Annotated in this window: 20 protein-coding genes; 15 read left to right on the top strand and 5 right to left on the bottom strand. The window is 61.0% G+C overall.

Annotated elements, in window-relative coordinates; all coding sequences use genetic code 11:
- Positions 1-115: 115 nt before the first annotated feature.
- A complete protein-coding gene (locus tag CN311_RS25110) occupies positions 116-949 on the bottom strand; it encodes a hypothetical protein (protein WP_133117256.1) in 834 nt (277 codons plus the stop codon).
- 702 nt (positions 950-1,651) lie between these two features.
- Here CN311_RS25110 and CN311_RS25100 point away from each other — a divergent pair.
- A complete protein-coding gene (locus CN311_RS25100) occupies positions 1,652-2,407 on the top strand; it encodes a phage terminase large subunit family protein (RefSeq protein ID WP_097576360.1) in 756 nt (251 codons plus the stop codon).
- 120 nt (positions 2,408-2,527) lie between these two features.
- Here the strand turns inward: CN311_RS25100 and CN311_RS25095 are convergent, their stop codons facing one another.
- On the bottom strand, positions 2,528-3,124 hold the full coding sequence (locus tag CN311_RS25095; protein WP_097576359.1) for a hypothetical protein: 597 nt from the start codon (positions 3,122-3,124) through the stop codon (positions 2,528-2,530).
- A 307-nt stretch (positions 3,125-3,431) separates the two neighbouring features.
- Between CN311_RS25095 and CN311_RS25090 the strand changes: the two genes are divergently transcribed.
- Positions 3,432-4,001, top strand: coding sequence for a hypothetical protein (locus CN311_RS25090; RefSeq protein WP_097576358.1), 570 nt, complete (start codon positions 3,432-3,434; stop codon positions 3,999-4,001).
- Positions 3,970-4,095, top strand: coding sequence for a hypothetical protein (locus tag CN311_RS33700; RefSeq protein ID WP_280954053.1), 126 nt, complete (start codon positions 3,970-3,972; stop codon positions 4,093-4,095). Before CN311_RS25090 ends, CN311_RS33700 begins: the two co-directional genes overlap by 32 nt.
- A gap of 243 nt (positions 4,096-4,338) precedes the next feature.
- Here the strand turns inward: CN311_RS33700 and CN311_RS25085 are convergent, their stop codons facing one another.
- Positions 4,339-4,953, bottom strand: coding sequence for a methyltransferase domain-containing protein (locus CN311_RS25085; protein WP_097576364.1), 615 nt, complete (start codon positions 4,951-4,953; stop codon positions 4,339-4,341).
- Positions 4,954-5,208: 255 nt separating this feature from the next.
- Here CN311_RS25085 and CN311_RS25080 point away from each other — a divergent pair, with 255 nt between their 5' ends.
- Together CN311_RS25080 and CN311_RS25075 are read left to right on the top strand one after the other, a co-directional pair.
- A complete protein-coding gene (locus CN311_RS25080) occupies positions 5,209-6,975 on the top strand; it encodes a portal protein (RefSeq protein ID WP_097576357.1) in 1,767 nt (588 codons plus the stop codon).
- Entirely contained in the window at positions 6,972-7,292 is a 321-nt protein-coding gene (locus tag CN311_RS25075) for a Bbp19 family protein (protein ID WP_097576356.1), read from the top strand. Before CN311_RS25080 ends, CN311_RS25075 begins: the two co-directional genes overlap by 4 nt.
- Before the next feature lie 176 nt (positions 7,293-7,468).
- Here the strand turns inward: CN311_RS25075 and CN311_RS32715 are convergent, their stop codons facing one another.
- Positions 7,469-7,624, bottom strand: coding sequence for a hypothetical protein (locus CN311_RS32715; protein WP_165779837.1), 156 nt, complete (start codon positions 7,622-7,624; stop codon positions 7,469-7,471).
- A gap of 410 nt (positions 7,625-8,034) precedes the next feature.
- Between CN311_RS32715 and CN311_RS33535 the strand changes: the two genes are divergently transcribed.
- The 3 genes from CN311_RS33535 (at position 8,035) to CN311_RS32325 (ending at position 9,409) form a co-directional block, all read left to right on the top strand.
- Positions 8,035-8,241: an SMI1/KNR4 family protein gene (locus CN311_RS33535; RefSeq protein ID WP_245440942.1), complete on the top strand. Its 207-nt coding sequence runs from the start codon at positions 8,035-8,037 to the stop codon at positions 8,239-8,241.
- A gap of 185 nt (positions 8,242-8,426) precedes the next feature.
- Positions 8,427-8,609 (top strand): hypothetical protein, encoded by a 183-nt coding sequence (locus tag CN311_RS25060; RefSeq protein WP_097576355.1) that lies wholly within the window; start codon positions 8,427-8,429, stop codon positions 8,607-8,609.
- An 80-nt stretch (positions 8,610-8,689) separates the two neighbouring features.
- Positions 8,690-9,409, top strand: a complete 720-nt coding sequence (locus tag CN311_RS32325; protein WP_133117255.1) for an LPD3 domain-containing protein — start codon at positions 8,690-8,692, stop codon at positions 9,407-9,409.
- A 1,313-nt stretch (positions 9,410-10,722) separates the two neighbouring features.
- Here CN311_RS32325 and CN311_RS25050 read toward each other — a convergent pair.
- The gene (locus CN311_RS25050; RefSeq protein ID WP_097576353.1) at positions 10,723-11,037 is read right to left on the bottom strand and encodes a YMGG-like glycine zipper-containing protein; all 315 of its coding nucleotides are present in this window, start codon (positions 11,035-11,037) and stop codon (positions 10,723-10,725) included.
- 274 nt (positions 11,038-11,311) lie between these two features.
- Here CN311_RS25050 and CN311_RS25045 point away from each other — a divergent pair, with 274 nt between their 5' ends.
- From CN311_RS25045 to CN311_RS25010, 7 genes are all read left to right on the top strand, one after another.
- Entirely contained in the window at positions 11,312-11,884 is a 573-nt protein-coding gene (locus CN311_RS25045; RefSeq protein ID WP_097576352.1) for a hypothetical protein, read from the top strand.
- Positions 11,885-12,163: 279 nt separating this feature from the next.
- A complete protein-coding gene (locus CN311_RS25035) occupies positions 12,164-13,075 on the top strand; it encodes a hypothetical protein (RefSeq protein WP_097576350.1) in 912 nt (303 codons plus the stop codon).
- Positions 13,076-13,250: 175 nt separating this feature from the next.
- A complete protein-coding gene (locus tag CN311_RS25030) occupies positions 13,251-14,240 on the top strand; it encodes a Coat protein (protein WP_097576349.1) in 990 nt (329 codons plus the stop codon).
- A gap of 264 nt (positions 14,241-14,504) precedes the next feature.
- Positions 14,505-15,158 carry an outer membrane protein gene (locus tag CN311_RS25025; protein ID WP_097576363.1) on the top strand — a complete coding sequence of 218 codons (654 nt, stop codon included), beginning with the start codon at positions 14,505-14,507 and terminating at the stop codon, positions 15,156-15,158.
- Positions 15,159-15,722: 564 nt separating this feature from the next.
- A complete protein-coding gene (locus CN311_RS25020; RefSeq protein ID WP_097576348.1) occupies positions 15,723-15,971 on the top strand; it encodes a hypothetical protein in 249 nt (82 codons plus the stop codon).
- A 234-nt stretch (positions 15,972-16,205) separates the two neighbouring features.
- Positions 16,206-16,793: a phage connector family protein gene (locus tag CN311_RS25015; protein ID WP_097576347.1), complete on the top strand. Its 588-nt coding sequence runs from the start codon at positions 16,206-16,208 to the stop codon at positions 16,791-16,793.
- A gap of 40 nt (positions 16,794-16,833) precedes the next feature.
- A complete protein-coding gene (locus CN311_RS25010) occupies positions 16,834-19,287 on the top strand; it encodes a phage tail protein (RefSeq protein ID WP_097576346.1) in 2,454 nt (817 codons plus the stop codon).
- The last annotated feature ends 46 nt before the right edge of the window (positions 19,288-19,333 follow it).

Here is a 19,333-nt window from a genome sequence, read left to right as displayed (position 1 = left end):
CCCCCACTTTCGTGGGGGCGAGGAACCCAGGCATTCAAAGCTCCCGCCCAAACAACACCCTAGGTCCCGCCTCTGCCAAACTGATTCAAGCGGAAACCATCCATGCCCCGTCACGTCACCTTCGCGCCCGCTTTCGGTCAGGGCGAGTTCGGGTGGCTGCCGGCAATGATGAATGCCAGACCGCATGCTGCGATATCTGGTTGTGCTCGAAGCAATTCGTCGCCAGCTTGCTGATTTCTGGATCGGCAGACGCCTGCGCCCATTCGATATAGGCGTCAACGACGACCAATCTCGCCCGGCCAGCCAGCCCCAGACCGTAGCGCCGCACCACCGGCTCGGCATGGTCCAGCATCGCACGGATCGTGCCTGACGCATCGTCCCGCCACTGCCCGGAAATTTCCGCTATCGACGAAAACGGCGTTCCCGGCCTGAGCGATGCGGCGCGCTGGCGGGCGAACTTCAACTGCCAGTCCTTTGCAAAGCGCACGAACTGGATGGCTCCCATGCGCACACCCTCATGCTCATCTGCCAGAGCAAATAATGCTTGCGCCAGATAGTCGCCATCGCCACGCGTGCTGCATCGCAAGATAGACTCTACGGCATCGAAGCGCGTGCGCGGGTTGTCATCTGCCAGCAACGCGGCCAGTTCGCCTACCATCGAACTGATGTTCTGGTTTTGAAACGTGGCAAGAAACGCACCTGTCGCTCGCGTCCGGGCATTGCCCGATATGAGCAGGAGACGCAGGCTTTCCAGCGGAACCGTCTTGCCGAGTTCACTGAGAAAATCGTTGGCAAGCGCGCCGTTGTCGTCATCGGAGGGTGACATCAGCCGCTGCAGCATTTCCGGACCGGTCATGGCATTTGTCGATTTGCCGAGCGGCAGCAGGATCTTGCCGCCTTCGCTGAAGAAAAGATGAGCGGTCTCGCTGTCCTCGGCGGACAGGCGCATCGCCTCGAATAGATCTGTCATGGCAAAGAGTGGCTTTCCCACCCGCGTAGAGTACAGGCCGCGCGCAACGCTCCGGCCCAACACGCATCGGTTTCGCCGATGCCGGGCAAGACCTAGCGCATAAAGCCGCAAAGGGAAAGATCAGAGGGTGCCGGATGGACCTCACCATGCCTGCGCGAAGGGATAAAGGTGGCCGCGCAGCGGCCGGAGAGGGGCCCTCATGGGGGGCCAGCAACAAGGCCAACGTCCTGCCTGGGCCGGCGCCGCGGCCATCGGTCTGCCGACGGCAGATCAGCTTGAGTTGATCGTCAAACAGATGGATCAAGTCGAATCAGGGGTACTTGAGGCCCGCGAGCTGCCTGGCGCGGGCCTTGGGATCGGTTGCTTTCCGGGTAAGCGGGGTACACCATATCCTTTGATCACTTGTATATTTGTTGCCATAGACATGGCATGATTTATTCGGTGTGTCTGGGATGCAAACTTCGCGTTTGTAACCTGTGCCAGAATTGGTGAACATCCTGCAAGTCTTCTTATTCGTATCATACGGAACGTTCGATTGGCATGCTGATGCACTGGTGGCAATGGCTAAAACGATTGCTATACGGATCATGTATCTCCCTCGATTCGTCAGCAACTTCGCATTGATGAACAGTATTATCAATGGCGATTGCTCGTCTCGGCAACTAATTACGGCAAGCTAATATGTCACGTCACGTCACCTTCATGACCATCGACGATGCCGGGCACTATTCGCCCGAGCAACGCGACGCGATCGTCGCCGCCTATCCGGCGCATGAGCGCGAGGCGCGCGCCAGGGGCATTCCGGTGCTGGGCTCGGGCCGCATCTTTCCGATCGCCGAAGAGCTGATCTCTTGCGAGCCGTTCCGGCTGCCGCGCTACTGGCCGCGGCTCGGCGCGCTCGATTTCGGCTGGGACCATCCGTCCGCCGCCGTCGAGCTGGCCTGGGATACGGAGGCCGACGTCGTCTATGTCTCGAAAGCCTGCCGCGCTTCGCAGCAGACGCCGGCCATGCAGGCGCTGACCTTGAGACCATGGGGCGAGTGGCTGCCCTGGGCATGGCCGCGCGACGGCCGCCGCGAGACGCTGGAAGGCGCCGGCGTGGCACTCGCCAAACAATATGCCGCGCACGGGCTGAACATGCTGACCCGCCATGCGCAATTCCCGGACGGCTCGGTCTCGGTCGAGGCCGGGCTGATGGAGATGCTCGACCGCATGCAATCTGGCCGCTTCAAGGTGTTTTCGACGCTTCTCCCCTGGTTCGAGGAGTTCCGGCTCTACCACCGCAAGGACGGCCAGGTGGTGAAGCTGCGCGACGATCTGATGGCCGCGACCCGCTATGGCGTGATGATGCTGCGCGAGGCGGTGGTCGATCCGGCGGAGTTTCGGCCGGCGCGGCGGAAGGCGGGACAGAGCGATCCGCTGGGGGCTTTTCGGTGAGGAGGCGTGCATGCCGGCCTGAAGATCGAAGTCGATATAGCGATCGCGAAGCCGGGCCTAGCTGCGCTGCCCAACCGTCACCAGATACAAGTCCAAATCGAGGGATTTACGGGGGCCGAACTATCGTACGTGCTGAAACAGGGCGCTGTGAACGTTGTCGTTCCCATCATTCATAATGAAATAGCAGATGTTTTCTTCGTCTGGCGACGTGATAATGTGCCTGTTCAGCAAACCAACTATCTTATCTCGCCATCGTTTAATGCTGGGAAAGTCCAGAGGCCCATCGGATTTAAGTATATTTCTTGCAGACCCTCTGTGGAGTTTCGCACCGGCGTGCTTGTTGTAAAATTCTATTAATTCCCCTTTTCTCATAAATCCGTCGGTTTTATGAATCCAGGCTGGTGGCGATCCATCCGAATCTTTGGGCTCAAGGGGTGTGGGGAAGAACTTAGGGTGCATTTCGCTCAGAACCCTCAGTATCCAGTCTGCTTTGTATGACTTCAGGAGATCAGCTTTTTTCGCGGAGAGATTCCCGTGAATAATCAAGCATCCTATGGCGATCAGCTCACAGATCATTCTCAGCTGTAGATAGCAAAGCTCCTCAGCTATCCGCCCACGTAAGGGGAGTTGCCCCTCAAGAATAGCGTCAATGGCCTCTACTCGGTATTTGATTTCCACCAGGATGCCCCGATACGCAGTCATGGCCTTATCGTTCATGTGAACTCCTTGCCTGAATTTTGATCGAAGCTATGAGTAAACCAATTTAAAGAGGTTGCAGCGGGATGCTTCAGACTTCGCCGAGCCACACGATAGCGAGAGTGAAGGGACGAGTCGTCGGAAAGAGAAAGGTGAAGCCCGCTAAGGTTTCATTTTTCTCTTCCTCAAGTGACAAGCGTCGCGCCTCCAACCTAGGCGAGACCGGGCTTTGCTCATCCGTCGATACGTAGGTGCTTGTCCGCGCGCGATACGAAGCGAATCTAATCACTCTCTGCTCTGCGCCAGACGGCAAAGCCATGGCCACCTCATGACCCCCCGCATCATCCCCGCCACGCTGCGTGATCTCTCCTACATCGCCGCCAATCTGCGTCCCGAGGATCAGGCCGAGATCGACTGCCAGCTCGACCAGTGGTCTCCGGCGCTGCTGGCGCTGACGGCGCTGCAGGGGTTTGCCTATGTCGCCGAGCTCGACGGCAATCCGGAGGCCGGGTTTGGCGCCGCCGAACAGCGCGGCGGGTTGTGGATCGCCTGGAGCTGGGGCACGCGCCGCATGCGGCGCTGCGTGCCCGAGATTACGCGGTTCTTCCATGAAGTGCTCGGGCCGCAAGTTGCGGCGCGCGGCGCGTGGCGGGTCGAGGCGCGGGCGCTGGCGGCCAATGAATTGGCGCTGCGCTGGCTTGGCCGGCTCGGCGCCACTGAACGCTGCCGTCTGCCTGGCTATGGCAGGAACGGCGAAACCTTCATCCTCTTCGACTGGACAAGAGAAAGCTGGAACCATGTGCCTGTTTCAAAAACCACCCGCCCTGAAGCCACTGCCACCGACACCGACCGCCGAGGACAAGGACGTGCAGGCGCGCGAGGCGGCACTTCGGGCTGAGCTCGAGCAGCGCCAGGGCACCGCCGGCACGGTGAAGACCGATCTCGCGCCCGGCGATTTGACCGGCAAGCGCCGCGTGCTGCTGGGAGTGTGAGATGGGCGCGATGAAACGGGTGTTCAGGAACCGGGGCGGCTGGCCTTGGTGGTATTGGCGGCGGCTGGCAAGGTTGGTGAAGCGGCGGGGATGATCTCCCCCCTTGAGGGGGAGATGTCGCCAAAGGCGACAGAGGGGGTCGCCGCGCGTAGAGCGCCAACCTTCATCTGTCGCAGGAGGCGAGCCCAGTCGGATCGACCCCCTCTGGCCGCTTCGCGGCCATCTCCCCCTCGAGGGGGGAGATTACGCTCTCCGCGCGAACGCCCAGACCATAAGCGGATATTCCTCGTCATTGCTCAAATCGCGCCACAGGCCGTAGGCGCGCACCGGGCCGCCGATATGGGCTTTGGCGCAGGCTTTGTTGCCCCAGCCGAACACTTCTATGTCGGCCTCAGCGAAACCGCCTTCGACCAGCACCTGCTTCAGGCCGGCTGGCGTCCAGCGGTTGTAGTCGTGCGGCCTGGCGTGGACGCGAAACAGGAATGGCGTAGCCACCATCGCCCAGCCGCCGGGCTGGGTCATGGCGTGGATATTCCGCGCCGCCGCCAGCGGCCGCTGGACGTGCTCCAGCACCTGGTCGGCGATGACGATTTGATATTGCCGCTCGGTGCGATCCTTGCAGATGTCGAAGTCGGGGAAGTCGACCGAGGTGTAGTTGCTGCACATCGTCTTCCAGTACCGGTTCCAGCCGGGCGAGACCTCGATCACCGGGGAAGATTTCCGGTTGTCCGCTTCGAGAAACGCGGTGAACGCCTCGATCTGCCTGATGCGCAACCAGTTGCGGGAATCATAGCCGATAAGCTGCTTCGCAACCTGTTTGCTACGCCGCTTGAGGGCGCCTTGTAGGCTTTCCGTCATTGCCACATTGGCCTCCTGCAAAAGGCCCGCCACGATGGACTTCGTAGCCCAAGGAAGTGGGCAAAAGATGACAATTGGTAATCTCCCCACTTGAGGGGGAGATGTCGCCGAAGGCGACAGAGGGGGTCGCCGCGCGTAGGGCGCCAACCTCGATCTGCCGCAGTGGGCCGAGCCCAGTCGGACCGACCCCCTCTGGCCGCTTCGCGGCCATCTCCCCCTCAAGGGGGGAGATTCTCAGTTTCAACGAGGCAAACCATGAGCGATTCCCGTGCCCGCGATATCCTGTCGCGACAGGCCGAACTCGAGAGCGAACGCAGCCAGTACGAGCATGTCTGGGAGGCCGTGTCCGAGTTCTGCGACCCCGACGCGCCCGATGTCTGGAACGGGCGCAGGGCCGGCGGGCCGGATTCGCAGGCCGAGCGGCAGGAGCGGCGCGGCGCCCGGGTCTACGCCAACACCATCAACTCGGCCGCCAACCGGCTGGCGGCGGGGCTGGAAAGCCTGATCATACCGCAATCGGAAAAGTGGCACGGGCTGACCACCGCCGAGATGAACGACGAGGAGAGCGACGAGGAAAAGGAATGGGCCGAAAGCCTGCGCGACTTCCTGTTCGCGCTGCGCTACTCCGCCAATTCCAACTTCGTGCCGGCAACGCAGGCGTGTCTGCGCAATGTCGTCCGCTACGGGCCGGCCTATCTCTATGCCGAGGAAGGGTTCGCGCCCCACACGCTGATCCGCTATGCCTCGATCCCTGTGGTCGAGGGTTATCTGTCGCGCAACCGCTGGGGCCAGGTCGATATTTTCCACCGCCGCTATGAGCGCACCGCGCGGCAGGCGGCGCAGCTGCTCGGCTATGAGAAGCTGCCGGCGCGCATCAGGATGCTGGTCGACGATCCGGCCAAATGCGAAACGAAAATCTCGCTGATCCAGTGCATCCAGCCGCGCGACGAGCGCAGGATGTATCGGCTGGGCGGCTCCCACCAATATCTCGATACGGCGTTTGCTTCCTATCACGTCATCGAGGACGAGGAGGTCATTGTCAGGGAAAGCGGTTTCCGCTCCTTCCCGGTGTCGACCTTCAACTGGCGTCGCTATGAAGGCGATCCCTATGGCATCTCGCCGACCATCGAGGCGCTGACCACGGTGCGCGAGGAGAACGCCGTGCGTCGCTCCGGCTTGCGCGCCCTGCAGCAGGTCACCGATCCGGCGACGGCGTCGAAGGCCAGGCTCGACTATGTGCCGGTGCTCAATCCCGGCGAGAACTATCCCGGCCTGATCGACGACAATGGCCGGCCGCTGATCGCGCCGATCGCCACCGGGCAGAACCCGACCTATGCGTTCAACTACGCCGAGAGCCGGGCGGAAGAAATCCGCGACATGATGTTCGTCAACCTGTTCCAGACGCTGGTGCAGAACCCGCAGATGACGGCGACCGAAGCGCTGATAAGGCAAGAGGAAAAGGGCGCGCTGCTGGGACCGTCGGGCTCCATCATCCAGGCTGGATTTGCCAGCAATCTCGACCGCGAGCTCGGCATTCTCGAGGACAAGGGGCTTTACGACGAGGACAGCCGTTTCCTGCCGCCGGCGAGCCTGGCCGGCAAGGCGGTGCGGCCGACCTTCACCGGCCCGCTCGACGTGCTGCGCCGCTCGGCCGAAGCCCGCGACACCATCCAGGTGGTGACCACGGCCATGCAGATGGCGCAGTTCGATCCCGGCATCATGGACAATATCGACGGCGACGAGGCGATCAAGATCGTGCAGAGCGCCGGCCGCAGCCCGCAGCGCATCTTTCGCCGCAAGGAGGAGGTGGACGGTCTGCGTGACGCCCGCGCCAAGGCAAGCCAGGCGCAGGCCGGCATGGCGGCGATCGCCACCGCAGGGAAGGCGGCCAAGGACGCGGTGCCGGCGGCGGTTCAGGCGCGCGACAGCGGCTTGCTCGATGGCCTGCAAGGCATGCTGCAGGGTGTGCAGGCCGGGCCTGATGTGCCGGGCGCACCGGCTGCGCCGGGTGCCGGCGCATGAGCCGGAAACGCTTCGCCCGTTCCGGGCAGGCCGGCGGCCCGGCCAAGGCGCGGGAGGCGCTGACCAGGGCGTATCTCAGGGTGTTTTCCGGAGAAGATGGCGAGATGGTGCTGGCCGACCTCGCGGCGACGACCGGCTATTACCGCCGCCCGTCCTATGGCGAGTGGATGGCCAGGACCAGGACACCGAACGGGTTCGAATTGCACAGCGCCTTGAGCAATGCGCGCGCCGAAGTGGTGCAGCACATAATGGGGTTTTTGACGCTGGACGAGGCGCAGCTCGTGGCACTGGAGAAGGCGGCGCGGGCGGAGTCCTAGGCGCCCCTTCTCCCCTTGTGGGAGAAGGTGGATCGGCGCTTTAGCGCCGAGACGGATGAGGGGTGCTGGAAGACATGAGGCGTTGGTGTTCCCTGGAACACCCCTCATCCGACCGAGCTTCGCTCGGCCATCTTCTCCCACAAGGGGAGAAGGGAAGATGAGCGCCGCGCTATCGCTCAAAAACCGCCGCGGTAGTAACCGTCGCAAGGTGCGGTGTAGTAATGGCCGGAGCGATCCTGATAGCGGCAAAGTCTCTGTTGGCCTTCGGTCTTTGCGCATCCCGCCAGCGCGGCAGTCACGAGCATGGCGGCAATGGCTTTGCACATGGTCATTGTCTGCTACTCCTTTGAAGCCTATGAACTATACACTGGCTGATTTCGCCAAATCACGACGCTGCTAAGAAGAAGCGGTGTCGGCGAAGCTGCCAATTTCCCCTCAGGCAGCTTCTCAATTTCAGGTTGGACAGGCTATCCAGCGGTAGTTCCGAAGCCGGAAGGTCCATTCAGATTTTTGGAGAGTATAGAGTATAATGCGGCTAGAAACGCTGCCAACAAAGTTAACTGCATTATCCACCGAAAGCAAGGGCTTGTTGGTCAGTCCGTGGATGTGCATGAAATCAATCCAGTGAAGTCTGGCGGTAGTCCGACTGACCCAGCCAACAAGATCGTCCTGCCTCGCGGTATCCATCGGCAACAAGTTACACCATGGTGGAATCAGTTGCTTAAGACCTGGGAGGATAGCAGTGAGATATATCTTAACCGAGGGGCAGTTTGACGCGCCGGCCGAATCGGCGGTTGTAGATGGACTGTCTGCACGCTTGCGAGTCGAGTTGCCCAAGGATTATGCCGACTTTCTCAAAGAGCATAATGGGGGCGAAGGTTTTGTCAAAGATAACTACGCTATCTTCTTTAAAGCTGAAGAATTGGCTGACTTCAATCGAGAATATTAAGTCGAAAAATATGCACCAGGCATTCTCTTGTTGGCCTCGAGCGGAGGAGGTGAAGGCTATGGCTTTGACACTGAAGATCCAGCCATGCCAATCGTACGCGTCCCATTTATAGGTATGAATCGGCAATCCGCTGAGACAATAGCGCGTGACCTCGCCGATCTATTTTCTTGGTTGTCGGAATGAATATGAGCGATCAAAACGGATACTCGCGTCGCAAGGACATGGAACTGTTTGAGATTACATCCGTCATCGTGGGCGGCGATCCAGTCAGTCTGGAGAATAAGATCTGGGTGACCAGGCAACGGCATTTTGAATTGATGCGCTTCTGGAATAGAACTATTGATGTTCTGCGCGAGGAACAGCGTTAGGCTCATGAGCTCTTGGCAATTGCGAACTGAACCGCACCCTAGGTGTCAGGCATTGGTGACAAAGGCGGTGCGTGGGGGTCTTGAGTTATGTCGCCGAGAAAGGAATACCGCGAGCAATAGGGTCGGTCGGCTCTGGAGCCGCGAAGCGCGCCGAAGGCCCGATCGCCACCAAATCCTTTGCGAGTTCGGACGCGGCAACTACCCCAATTCCAGAAGTTGCTCCCGGTCAGGAAGCTGTAACCCAGACAGGTACAGGGAAGGCAGTCCAGGCGGGCGAGCACGCAACGCATACACCCGGCTTGGCAAACAGGCCGCCGCTCAAGATCCAACGCCCTGAAGGCTTTAAGTTAGATATTTGGACGGCGCCGATGTTGGATGCAGCTCATGCCGTACTTCAGTACGCCCGCAGTAAATTCGCTGGCAAGATCGTGGTGAACGCTGAAGATGGCTCAAGGATTATTATTAGAGCGAAGAGTCTTAAGCATTCGCTTTCTTCCGGTGCGGGACAAATATCACGGAGTGCGTTGGCGGCTGCTCTCAGGCTCGATGATCTAATAGCCTCGGCGCATTTTGTCGAAACCGTCCCAGACCGGTTGGGTCGAGCTGAAATTCTAAATGTGCATCACTACGAACGTGCAATTACAATGGATGGCCATGATGCGTTCATTCATATTGTGGTGCGCGAAAACAGAGATGGACGGCGCTACTACGATCATTATGAAATTCGGAGAATATCGCCTGCGAATTCGAACTCAATTTCTAGCGCTGATGATCCATCAGGCACGGGACAGCGCAGGTAAGTGCTGGATTTAGGAAGCGGCAGTGGCTCCCGACCCGCAGCCGGATTTTTAGTCCAACAAATCGGGTAAGTTGGGGAGCCACTGCCTAGCCAAATATATCCCAAAAGGAGCTGACAGTCTATTGCGCCCACAAGCATAAGTGACAATATTCCCATTTGGAAGCCTTAGGTTGTAGGCTGACAAGGCGAATATTGGAGTGTCGAAGTCGGACTGCCGCGCGAGATGGGCGGCGTGCCTCAATCAAGGATTCGACTATGAGCACCACCAAGCCGGAAACGACGAGTTTCGATGATTGGGACCATCGCCCTGCAATTATTGGTGTGGGAGGCGCATATGCCATGCTTAAGCCCAACTCTCCCTGGGTCCGGGTTAGTTCAGCCGATGTAGCAAATTCCGCCAACGTGCTTCACGAACACGTATAGCGCAGTCAGTTCAAAGCGAAGTACGGTGAACTTGATCCGCCCCTGGAACTCGCCAACACACGGTTCAATGTTCCGTGGCACTGGGAAGACGGCATGAAATAAGGCCATTATCAGACAATCGACCACCAAATTTCGTCCATTGGGACGATCGCCCGGCCATTATCGGTGCTGGAGGCGCGCATGCCGTGCTTGAGCCTAACTCTCCCTGGGCCAGAGTTAATTCAGCAGATGTCCGAAACTCCGCCAACGTGCTTGACGAACACGAATGGCGAGACCAGTTCAAGGAGGAGTACGGCGAACTCAACCCGCCTCTGGAACCTGCCAACACGCGGCAACAAAATGTCTCGCCTCCGTAAGCAGGACCAATTCTTGAAGATTATTCGCAACTGGTGAAGGCCGATGTGGATTGAGCACCGTTCTCCAAGGCCGCGGGATAGCTAGATTTTGCTCAAATCCACAGTTATGCGCATCGGGCTGGTTTTGACGCCCGGCGGCCAACATCTCTCGACCGATTTTGAGAGTAGCAGGGCTGCTTTTGCTGCTGCCTCCGAATGCGGCTCGTAGGATGCGACGGTAATCAACTTGAGCTTGCCGGTCCTGTCCAGTGTCACTTCGAAAGTCGCTTTGAGGTGACAGCGGCAACCGGCAGGACCAGGCAACCGTCGATCTGGTCAAGGCTGGTAGCCTGTCTGGCATACGCGGAAACCGAACAGAGAACCAGCAGCGTGGTCATCAAAAAACGCATCGTCGCCCCCTCGTGAGTGCCAGACGATAGCGTCGAACTGCTCCGAGGGTAAGGGTCGTGCCAGCATTCCGAACGTTGCGCTGCCCGTCCTTCGGACCCCCCTGCCGGGACCTTCTCCCCGTAGAACGGGGAGAAGGGGCTAACACTCAATAATCGCCGTTGTAGTACCGGTCGTCGCAAGGGGCGGTGTAGATGCGGCCGTAGCGGTCCTGGTAGCGGCAGAGCTGTTCGCCGCGACGCTGGGGTGTGGTGGCCGAGCCAACGACCGCGCCCAGCAGGGCGCCGCTGGCAGCACCGATGACCGTGCTCTTGGTGTTGCCGCCGATGGCCTGGCCAACGAGGGCGCCGCCGGCGCCGCCGATCAGCGCGCCGGTTCCGGCCCGTTGCTGCCCCTCGGTCTGCGCGCACCCTGCCAGAGCGGCAGTCACAAGCACGGCGGCAATGGCTTTGTACATGGTCATTTGCGGTACTCCTTTGAAGTCAATGAACTAATACACTGGCTGATTTTGCCAAGTGCTGTCGCATTGCGGCGGAACGGCGGCACCGGGCCTCACGAAATGAGACATGGTTTCTCGTGCGTTGATGGGGTGGCGCGGCGAAAGATGTCTTTGAACAAAGCGATAGAGCAGCTTGCTGTCAAAAATGATTCAGCCTTGATGGCTCGACAAGCGGCCGCCGACGGCGGCTGACCGAGCCGATAGCAACGACAAATTCCCGCAAAAATGGAGAAATGCCATGACCCGAGGTCTTCCCCGGACGCTTAGCCGTGCCGCTGCCCGCGAGGCCGGCCTTGCCCCGCCCAGGCTCGGCCTGAAAGCCGTCACCACGGGGCAGGGCGGCGCCTTCCGCACCGTCTTTTCGTTCAATGCCATGCAGGTGCCGGTTGCCGATGCGCAGGCCTATGCCAGCCAGAAGCTCTTCGATTTCCTCGACGGCAAGGTGCGTATCAAGGGCGGCACCGCCAGATTGCAGTTCGCGGTGCTAACCGCCCGCGCCTCGACTATCAACGACAATGCGGCGCTGACCTGGTCGCTCGGCTCGGCGGCGGCGTCGAGTGCGACGCTGGCCTCCACCATGGTCAATGTGCTGCCCTCCACCGGCCGCACGCTGGACGGCGCGGGTACCGCGTTGTCGACTACCTCGACCGCCGATGTCGCCGCGGCACTGACGCTCGACGGCACGACGACGCCGGTCGATCTCTATCTCAACCTCGCCTTCGCCACCGGCACCGACATCGACGCCGACGGCACGATTGCCGTGACCGGCACGATCACGCTGCTGTGGGAGAACTGGGGCGATAGTGTCTAGACTCCCTCCAGATTTGGGTGATTGGCGAAAGCGGAGGTGACGGCCAATCTCCCCCCGTGTGGGGGAGATGCCCGGCAGGGCAGAGGGGGGCGCCGTAGAGTGCCGACCTCCTACTCCAATCGCGCCTGACATTTTGGAAGAACAAAGCCTGGGTCAAACAAGCGAACGCTCGCGTTCCTTCGCGCCCCCCTCTGTCCTGCCGGACATCTCCCCCACGAGGGGGGAGATTGGCAGCTTCGCCGCCGGCTCTCTCTAAACCTCAACAAAGGAACATCTCACATGACAGATCTGGCAGACGCCGGGTCCGTGGCGGCACACTTGCCGCCGGCGGGCAACCCAGTACGGCCACCGGCCAGCGAGGACAACGGGTCCGCCGCGTTGGCCGGCAAAAGTTGGTTTGACGGTCTTTCCGAAGGCAACCGCAAGCTTGCTGAAGCCAAGGGCTGGACCAAGCCGGAAAACCTCGATCGGGTTTTCACATCCTATGCCGAGCTGGAACGGCAGCAGGGCGAGAGCCTGCGCGTTCCGGCTGCGGACGCATCTCGGGAAGACTGGGACAGGTTCCATGCCCGGCTGCCCGAGGCGATGCGTCCGTTGACTTCGCCCGACAAGGTCGAGTACAGGCGCCCCGACGGGCTCCCTGAAAACTTCGCTTACTCGGACGAACTCGCCAATGCGTCCAAGGCCTGGGCGGTCGAGGCCGGCGCCACGCCGAAAGTGGCGCAGGCCTATCACGACCGTTTCGTCGGCTACATGGCCGAGCAGGCCGCGCGCCAGGAGATGGCGCTTGCCCGCTCGGTGGAAGCCACTCACGACGATCTCGTGCGGGACTGGGGACCGACCGACAGCGACGGCTTTCGCCAGAAGCTCGAAGTCGCCAACCGGGCGATGAAGAAGCTCGGCCTGGTCGATGCCTACAAGGCGAAGGGCATCCTTCTGCCTGACGGGGCCCTGACCGATCCGCAGATCGCCAAGGCATTCCAGGCCATTGGCGAGGCGATGTTCCGGGAAGACACGATCGACGCCGACGGCGTGCCAAGGGGGCAAAACCCCTTCAAGCGCAACGCCGCCGGCGAACGCAACATTTCGGCGATTTCAGCCCTCGTCAAAAGCGACCCCGCCCGCGCCCGGCGGCTGGCACGCGAGGCCGGTGAGAACCCGGATCTGTGGATGCCCAATAACCCCCTCTAAAGCTGTGTCGATATTCAGGTGATGCCGGCCTGCAAACGACGGCTTTCTGCGCTTCCGGTGCTCACGGACCCAAATGTCCGCTCCGCTCCGGTTCTCGAAAGCCATCGTTTTCGGCTCGGCCTGACCTGAATCTCAACACACCTTCTCCGCCCATCAACCCTGAAGGAAAGACAAAATGGCAGACGCTTATACCCGTATCGCGGACGCGATCGTTCCATCCGTTTATGCACAATACTCGTTCGAGGAGCATGTCCAGTCGCTCGAAATCTATCAGGCCGGGATCCTGTTTTCGGACCCGTCCATCGCCTCGAAACTCTCGATGGGCGGCCGCTCCGTCGACATGCCCGGCTGGAAGGATCTCGGCAACGACCCGTCCGAACCGGTCAATGACGACCCGGCCGATTCCATCGAGATGAAGAAGATCGGTTCGCGCCGCGAGGTCGCCGCCCGCAATGTCCGCGCCCAGGCCTGGGGCGTTCCGGACCTGACCTCGATCCTGGCCGGCGACGACCCGCAGAAGCTGATCGTGCGGCGCCAGACCGAATATTGGCAGCGTGCCAACAAGCTGACGCTGCTCGGCATCCTGAAAGGCGTCGTCGCCGACAACATCGCCAATGATGGCGGCGATCTGGTGCGCACCACCGGCGCCTCCATCGTCGACACCGACATCATCGAGGCTGCCTACCTCATGGGCGACCGCGCCGACAAGTTCAAGACGATCTGGATGCACTCCAAGCAGATGAAGGCGCTGAAGCTCGCCGACCTCATCGACTATGTGCCGTCGTCGGAGCAGGGCGGGCCGCTGATCCCCTACTACATGGGGCTCAGGGCCGTCGTCGATGACGACATTCCGGTGGCGGCGGGCGTCTATACAGCCTTCATGTTCAAGGACAAGGCGATCCTGTGGAACGAGCTTCCGGTGAATACGGAAGGCGGGCCGCTGGAGTTCGACCGCAAGCCGCGGCAGGGCCATGGCGGCGGCGTCACCGAAATGGTCGGCCGCCGGCACTTCGTGCCGCATGTGCCGGGCACCCGCTTCCTCGACGCCTCCTCGGCCGGCGAATTCGCCACCGATGCGGAACTGGCGTTGGCGGCGAACTGGGACCGCACGGCCTCCAGCGTCAAGAACATGACGTTCATCGCGCTGAGGACGACCGAGGTTTGATCGATTGAGTATAGGAAGGTGGGGGGACGACTCCCGCCCTGTACGGCCGGCCGGCGATGCCCTTCTTTGCAGGGGCATCGTCGTCCGCAAGAATTGGAGGAAGGTCTGCCTGGATAGAGGCAGCCAAAGATCAATTATATGCGTCATTACTAAATTGACCGAAGCAAAATAGTCCCAGGCTGTGTGATCTTTTTACTACAGACAATGCAATCCAGTCGCGGATAAATGCAACTTGGCAAATTCTTTGGGAACTTGGGGAATCCGATGAAATCTGTATTGCTCGCTTGCGTATTCGGGCTCGCGCTATGCGCGCCGGCGATGGCCGCCGATATGACAGCGCCGGTCGAGACGCCGGAATGGACCTGGCAGGGTCCCTATGCCGGCGTCTTCGGCGCCGGAACGCTCGAACACTACAAGATCCACGAGCCGAATATCGGCGACAGCGTCACCCACAATGTCGGCTCCGCGGCCGTTGGCGGTTTTGCCGGCTACAATTTCCAGTCCGGCCAGATCGTCTATGGCGTAGAAGGCGAACTCGGCTATCGATTCAAGAAATCGACCTTCGACGATATTCCCGGTCCTGGCACGCTGGATGTCTCGACCGGCCTTTTCGGGTCGTTGAAGGGGCGGGTCGGCATGGACATGGGGCGTTATTTGCCCTTCGTGACCGCAGGCGTCACGGCGGCGAAGTTGAAGACATTCTATCCGGGCGGTCCGGCAGAGCGCGACGCGACCGTTGTCGGCGGCATCGTCGGCGCCGGCGTCGATGTGGCGCTGACCCACAATGTCTTCCTGCGCGGCGAGTACGACTTCTCGTTCTTCGGCAAGAAATCACTGGAATATTGCGGCGGTGGCTGTGTCCTCGAACATACGCTTCAGACGCATGATTTCCGCGTCGGCATCGCCATGAAATTCTAGGCTGCTGCCAGAGCTCCGCAGCTGGCGCGCCGGGACATCCCCGGCGCGTTTTTATTTCGGCATTCCGCCAATCACCAGATTTTCAGGCTGACGCCGCTGGCGAACTGGGATCGCACGGCCTCCAGCGTCAAGAACATGACGTTCATCGCGCTGAAGACGACCGAGGCCTGAGCATGCGGGCGGAGAGCTGTCGGCGATCCGCCCTGCGCATGAGGCAGTTGCAATGCCTTTCAAAAGAAAAAAGGCGGACCCGAGGGACAGTGGGTCCGCCTTTGTTTACCGACTGGCGTCGGGGTTTGGACAAATGCCGGCAAACAAGTCGAAGCAAGATCAGCAGGCGTTCGCTGGGCTTCGGTAAGGTGCAATTGTGGACAAGTTTGGCCCCCCATTCAATTAGCTCGATGGGCCTAGGCCGTCGATGTGGCGAATCGAAAACCCGCTCGTCGGGCTGCGTGGGACGAACTTTGAGGTTTGCCACCTTATTCCTGTTGCACATTGATCATTTGCCGGCACCGGCCAGTTACAAAGAACGGCGATGTTGCCTTGTCTCGGCAGGGGTTAACCATGAATTTGACGTACAAGACCGTTCAGGCAAGGCTACGAAAGGCGGGCATTTCCATACGCAAAAAGGGGGAAATCCACCGCATAAACCTTGTCGGCGGTCAGGAAAACACCGCCTATTACACGACAAGCCTGCAGGAGGCGTTGGACAGGGGGTTGGCGATGGCGAAACGCGCCGAAGAACCGCAATCAGGCCCCCCTGCGAAACCCAGGGAAAAGCGGCGGACCTCGACTGACCCACGCATCGGCTGATGCCGCGGGGTTCAGTCCGCAAGCCATCGCAGCGTCGCGCGGCGATGTCGTGAAACTGCAATAATCAGAGCGTTAGCGTCTTCCCTTCTCGGCGCCTCGATGGGTTCGGCGCGCGAGAACTCTTCCGCCAAACACAAATCCCCAGATTTCCAGCCGCTTCGAAGCGGCTTTTTGCCGTGGAGGCCACCATGCCCTGCTTTGCCCGATCAACCATGTTGACGGAGGCCTGACGCCATGGCCATCACCCCGCTCGATATCGCCAACATGGCGCTCGCCGTGCTCGACGAGGCGCCGATCGACTCGCTCGACCAGGACGTCAAGGCAGCACGCCTGCTCAATCTGCATTTCGAGCTGACGCGCGAAGCGGAATTGACCAAGCACGCCTGGGTGTTCGCCATCCTGTCGGCTTCCGTCGCCGGCGCCGACACCGGCAGTGGCACCTTGAATTTTGCCTATGAACTGCCCGTGGACTGCCTGCGGCCGCTGCCGTTGACCTTGAATGGCGAACCGGACGGCGTGCCGATCTCCTGGCGGCAGGAGGCCGGGCTGATCTACTGCGACCAGCCAGGTCCGCGCCTTATCCGCTACGTCGCCAACCTCACCGATCCCAACGACTGGGATGCGCTGTTCAGCGAGGTGCTGGTCGCGGCACTCGCCATCAAGATCGCGCATCCGCTGACCCACAAGTCCGGCATGATCGATATCGCGCGCTCAGCCTATGACCGGGCGCTCGATGCCGCCTTCACCGCCAACGCCATCCAGCGCGGCGGCCGGTTCTACACCGCCTCCTGGTCGCAGCAGCGCGGCGACTTTCGTTTTTGATTTCGCATGTTTTTGCCCATGCTTTGAGGGTCTTTCGCTGATGACGACGCTCTATCCGGTCCAGGATGTCTTCACCCGCGGCGAGATCTCGCCGCGCCTGCATGCGCGCGCCTCGCTCGACCTCTACCGGGCGGCGCTCGCCAGATGCGAGAATTTCCTCACGCTGCCGCATGGCGGCATCAGGAAGCGCGGCGGCACCGTCTTCGTCGGCGAAGTGAAGAACGCAGCCGGAAAGACGCGCGGCATCCCGTTCATCTTCTCCTCCGAGCAGGCCTACTGCCTGGAGTTCGGCGACCTCTATATCCGCGTCTATGCCTATGGCGCCCGGGTCGGCACGGTGGAGGTGGCATCACCCTATCTGGAGGCGGACCTGTTCGACCTCGCCTATGTGCAGTCGGCCGACCAGATGTGGATCACCCACAGGAACTACCCGCCAAAGGTGCTGACGCGCACGGCGCACACGACATGGACGCTGGACGACTATCCCTTTGAGGATGGCCCCTATGACGACATCAACGATACCTCGACGACGCTAACGCCAGCCGACTACGGTTCGCTGACACCGGACATGGCCGGGCTGACCTCGCCATCCGGCACTGTTACGTCGACCGGCGGGTCGTCCAGCGCATGGCAGGCATTCGACAAGAATAGCGGCACCGACGTCTTCTTCGATAACATCACGGCTGGCTTTATCGGATATCAACTGCCTGGCGGCGCCCAGGCCATCGTGGATCGCTATACCGTCACCACGACCGATGGCACGCGCGTGGACCGCCAGCCCGTCGCATGGAAGATTGAAGGCTCGAACGATGGTTCGACATGGACGACCATCGACAGCCGTCAGGGGGAAAGCGGTTGGACCGGTGGCGAAGCGCGGTTCTATGAGTTCTTCAACAAGACGCCCTACGAATACCATCGCTTTCGCTGGCTTAGCGTCAATGGAAATACTTCGTCCCAATTCGCCGAAGTGACGATGAACAAGGCGGCGGCCAGTCAGACGCCGTTCGCTCTCACGGCGTCTTCGATCGTCGGCATCAACGACGATACCGGCTTCCAAACCAGCGATGTCGGCCGGGCGGTGCGCATTCTAGGTTCGGACGGCCGTTGGCGCTGGGCAAAGATCATCTCCCGTGTCAGCACGACGGTCGTGACAATCCAGCTCTATGGTTTTGCGCTGCCCGATCTGAGCCCGATCACGCGTTGGCGGCTCGGCACCTTCGTGCCCGGCAAATATGTCGAGACCGGCTCGCTCTACGAGGAACGGCTGGCCTTCAGCCGCAAATTCTCGGTCTATGCCTCGGCGACCGGTGACTTCGACAATTTCGCGCTGGGCGAGAAGGACGACGACGCGCTGGAGTTCGTCCAGGCCGGCGGCGGCCAGGCCAACGACATCGTCTGGATCGCCGATTCCGACGGCGCGCTTTTGATCGGCACCTCGGGCGGCATCAGGGCGCTGTCCGGTTCGGGCATCGATGAGGCGCTGACGCCATCCTCGTTCAAGAACCGGCGTTCGCGCACCTTTGGCTGCGCCCGCATCCGCCCCGTCGATGCAGGGCAGTCGTTCCTCTATGTGACGCGTTCGCGCCGATCGATCGCGGAACTGACGCAAGCGTCAACGGGCCGCTTCACATCAGACGATGTAGGACAGATTTCCGAGCACATCCCGAAAAAGGGAGTCGTGGAACTGGCCTTCCAGACCGATCCCGATCCGGTGCTGTGGTTCCCGCTCGAGAATGGCGAGCTCGGCGGCTACACGCATCAGCCAAGCCAGGAGGTGCGCGGCATGCATCGGCATCGCCTCGGCGGCTCCGCCGGTTCGCGGTGGGCGTTCGTTGAAAGCATCGCCGTCACGCCAGGCCAGAGCGGTGTCGACGACGTCTGGCTGTTCGTCAAACGCACCATCGCCGGCGTGACGAAACGCACGATCGAAATCATGACGCCGCCCTTCGAATATGGCGGCCTCGACGATGCCTTTCAGGTCGATTGCGGGCTCTCCTATTCGGGCGCCGCCGTCAACGCCGTCTCCGGGCTCGATCATCTCGATGGCGAGAGCGTCGACGTGCTGGCCGGCGGCAAGGTCTACAAGGGCCTCGTCGTGACCGCCGGCCAGGTGACGCTGCCCGGCAGCGCCACCGCAACGACGTGGCAGGTCGGGCTTCCCTATCAGGCGCAAGCAGAGACGCTGGAGCTCGATGTCGGCGGCCGCGACGGCTCCATCATCGGCCGCCGCAAGAAGGTGGCCAAGGTGATGATGTCGTTACTGGAAACCGACACCACCGGGCTCGAAGTGCAGTCCCTGCTGCGGGGGCGCTGGGAGACGGTGCGGATGCCCAGCATCGTCGCGCCCGACGGCAAGGCCGATCTCTTCACCGGCAACGTCGAGGTGCCGATCGACGACAGTTGGGAAGGGCAGGGCAGGGTGCGCATCCGGCATGTGAACCCGACGCCTTGCACGATCCGCGCGTTCACGCCGGTGTTCGACGCCGAACCTTAGGGCGAGGCGCTGCTAATCTCCCCCCCTCGAGGGGGGAGATTAGCAG

The sequence above is a fragment of the Mesorhizobium sanjuanii genome, from assembly GCF_002529485.1.
In the GTDB taxonomy this organism is placed as follows: domain Bacteria; phylum Pseudomonadota; class Alphaproteobacteria; order Rhizobiales; family Rhizobiaceae; genus Mesorhizobium; species Mesorhizobium sanjuanii.
The sequence above is the reverse complement of the archived record's forward strand: the minus strand, read 5'-3'. Positions and strand labels throughout refer to the sequence as shown.